The 2,649-nt window shown below is 70.5% G+C and carries 2 protein-coding genes and 2 pseudogenes; all 4 read left to right on the forward strand.

Going from position 1 to position 2,649, the window contains the following annotated elements:
• Positions 1-188, forward strand: a pseudogene (locus AC1DYN_RS32055) (hypothetical protein); the annotation flags it as partial.
• A gap of 96 nt (positions 189-284) precedes the next feature.
• Positions 285-1,298 (forward strand): hypothetical protein, encoded by a 1,014-nt coding sequence (locus AC1DYN_RS32060; RefSeq protein ID WP_477966773.1) that lies wholly within the window; start codon positions 285-287, stop codon positions 1,296-1,298.
• The gene (locus AC1DYN_RS32065; protein ID WP_477966775.1) at positions 1,295-2,299 is read left to right on the forward strand and encodes a hypothetical protein; all 1,005 of its coding nucleotides are present in this window, start codon (positions 1,295-1,297) and stop codon (positions 2,297-2,299) included. The genes AC1DYN_RS32060 and AC1DYN_RS32065 overlap by 4 nt, the downstream gene beginning before the upstream one ends.
• A gap of 134 nt (positions 2,300-2,433) precedes the next feature.
• Positions 2,434-2,649 (forward strand): annotated as a pseudogene (locus AC1DYN_RS32070) (hypothetical protein); the annotation flags it as partial.

The following is a 2,649-nucleotide window of genomic DNA, read 5'->3' on the forward strand; positions in this document are numbered from 1 at the left end:
CGGCGCAACTGCTGGCAACGCGCGCGACGATCGTCGTGCGTGACGGCGCCGGCAGCGTGATCGTTCAGGGCAGCCTGGATGCGGACGGCGAGTGCGAAGGCCGGTGGCCGTTTGCGGCCGTACCGGCGACCCATTTTCAACGGCACGGAGCGCGCTTCGATGTGATGCCCGTGCCTCCATCAACATAGTGCAGTTCCCGAATTCGCTCAAGGATCACGATGTTAGGTTCACTGTTCAGGAATCCCCTGCGACGCCCGCCACGGCAGGACGCGTTCGACGCGACCATGCTCGGCAGCGTGGCGATCGCGTTGCCGGCGCCATCGGGCATCACCATTCCTGCGCCGTGCGCCGCCGTGCTGGTCGACCGTGGTGGCCGCAGCCGGCGCCTGGCGGCCGGCAGCCGCATCGCGGCGCTGGAAGGGGAAACCGCCTGGTGCGTCCATCCGGGGCCGTACTCCTGTGACCTCGTCCCGTTTGCCGGCGCGCCCGAGATCGGCCTGCGCGTGAGCTTTGCCGTCGACGCCAGCGATCCGCGCGCCACGCACCAGCGGTTCGACCTGTTCCTGGCCAGTGAGGCGGGTAGTGCGGTAGAGCTCGCGGGCTTCGGCGCGCTGGCGCAAACGGCGCTGCAGCGCGAGCTGGCCCAGGGCAACCTCGATCTGCCGCCCTGCACGACGCTCGAAGAATGGAACACGTTCCGGTCCGGGTTCAACCAGTTGATGTACACGCGTTTCGGCGTGACGGTCGACGATTGCGTGCCGGTCGACCTTGGCGCGGCGCACGATTACCCGGCGCTGCTCGAAGCACGGCTGGCGGCGCAGGCCGTACCCGTGACGGCGGCAGCATCGGCCGAACCAACGGCTGCGTCGACGGCAGAAGCGTTCGTGCCGGCCTGCGAAGATGCCCGCGCCTTGCGCCGTCTGTTCCTCGAGTTGCCGTGCCTGATGTGCGCGGTGCGCATGGCGGTGCTGCCGGCCGACCAGGGCCGCTTCCGCCAGCACCAGGAGCTGCTGCGCCGGCTCGATCTGGTCAGCCTGTCGGTCGGCACGATGCCGGCGCTCGAACTGGCTGCGCCCGGCCGGCCGCTGGCGCCCGAGGAGCAGCTGCGCCGCGCGCGCCACAGCCGCCGCGCCGCCGCCGCGCTCGACGAAGCCTGGGCACTGCTGGCGCGCATGAAGGTTGCCGGCGAAGGGCCGCTCGACGTGCTGTTCGATGAAGCCGACCGCATCGTCGCCAATCTCGAAACCGAGACTGGTGCGCGCCGCGTCACGCACGTGCAGGACGAGGTGGCGGCATGACGGCGCCCGTGCTTGAGGCGAGCTGCCGCAGCATGCTGCCCGACGGCAGCGTGGTTACCATCACCGCGACGCGCCGCCCGCGTGCGGGCCGCGCCGACGTCAAGTGCAGCGTGCCCGGTGCGCCCGCGCAGGGCGAACGGATGCAGCAGGTGGTGCGCCTGGCGCGCCATACCGAACCGCGTTACGACAGCCGCGACCAGGTGGTGCTCAGCGCCGACCGCGCGTTCGATCCGGCCTCGCGCGACTGGGAACTGGCCGCCGTGCTGGCCGACCGCATCGTGCGCGGCGTGTTTCAGGCGGCGCGACCCGTGGTCGCCAATGGCTGGTCCGACGCCTGGCACCTCGGGCGGATCGATGGCCGCGTGCTGGTCAATGTGCCCGACGGCGTGCTGGCAGGCGGCCCGGACGCCTTGCCGCATCTGGGCGCGCTGACCGGCCAGCCGGATCCGGTCGCAGCCACGGCCAGCGCGCGCGCGTGGTTCCCGCTGCACAGCGGCGGTGACCATGATGATCTCGGCTGGGTCGACGTGAGCGTGCGGCCACTGGCCGGCGCCATGGATTCTGACGACGATGCGATCAGCGTGCCCGACCTGGACGCGCTGCGCCAGGGCCAGGTGCGGGCCGTGCTGGCCGGCGCCCGCCACTTCGACGGTCGCGGTCAGGGGCAATGGAAAACGACGGTGCGCTTTGGCGAGACGGGGTTCTCGGGCGACTCGTACGGCCTGGCACTGGTGATGGCCGACCGTATCGCGCGCGGCCGCGAATTCATGGCGCGGGGCAGGGTGATCGCCACCGGCACGTCGAGCGCCTGGCATGCAGGCAAGGTCGAGACGGTGGACGCGCTGGCGCCGAAGTGCGCGCTGATCCTGCGCGAGGCGGGGCCGGGCGACCGCATCCTGCTGCCGAAGGCGTGGGAAAGCGCCCTGCCGCAGGGCATGCGCGAAGCGCTGCGCGCGCGCGGCGCGAGCTTGGCCTGTGTGGAGCGCATCGGCATCATTTGAGATCACGGGTTTTGACATCGCGGGTGTGCGCGAGCGCACTGCGGCCGCAGATCATGTGCTGCTAGAATTGGCAGGTTCGACAGCAGGTTGGCAGGCAGAAGGCAAGAGAGAAAACGGAGTCAGCTATGTTGCACATGTTCGGAGTAAACGGCGCCAGCTGCCCACGGTGCGAGCGCAGGAATGCAGTCGATGCACGCTACTGCGCGGGCTGCGGCGTGATCCTGGGCGCGCCGCRCAGCAAGCCGGTGCTGGTCGAGAACCGCTGGGTGCCGGCCCCCGATGAACTGGCCGTGTTCTTCGGCCTGCGCGAATTGTCCGGGCTGTTCGTCAAGACGCTGCGCGTGCCGGCC

The sequence above is a fragment of the Rhizobacter sp. P2_D12 genome (assembly GCF_056404395.1).

Bases quoted from the DNA above. Each gene is read 5' to 3' on its own strand.
- AC1DYN_RS32065 (WP_477966775.1), top strand. From the start codon at position 1,295: ATGACGGCGCCCGTGCTTGAGGCGAGCTGCCGCAGCATGCTGCCCGAC.
- AC1DYN_RS32060 (WP_477966773.1), top strand. From the start codon at position 285: ATGCTCGGCAGCGTGGCGATCGCGTTGCCGGCGCCATCGGGCATCACC.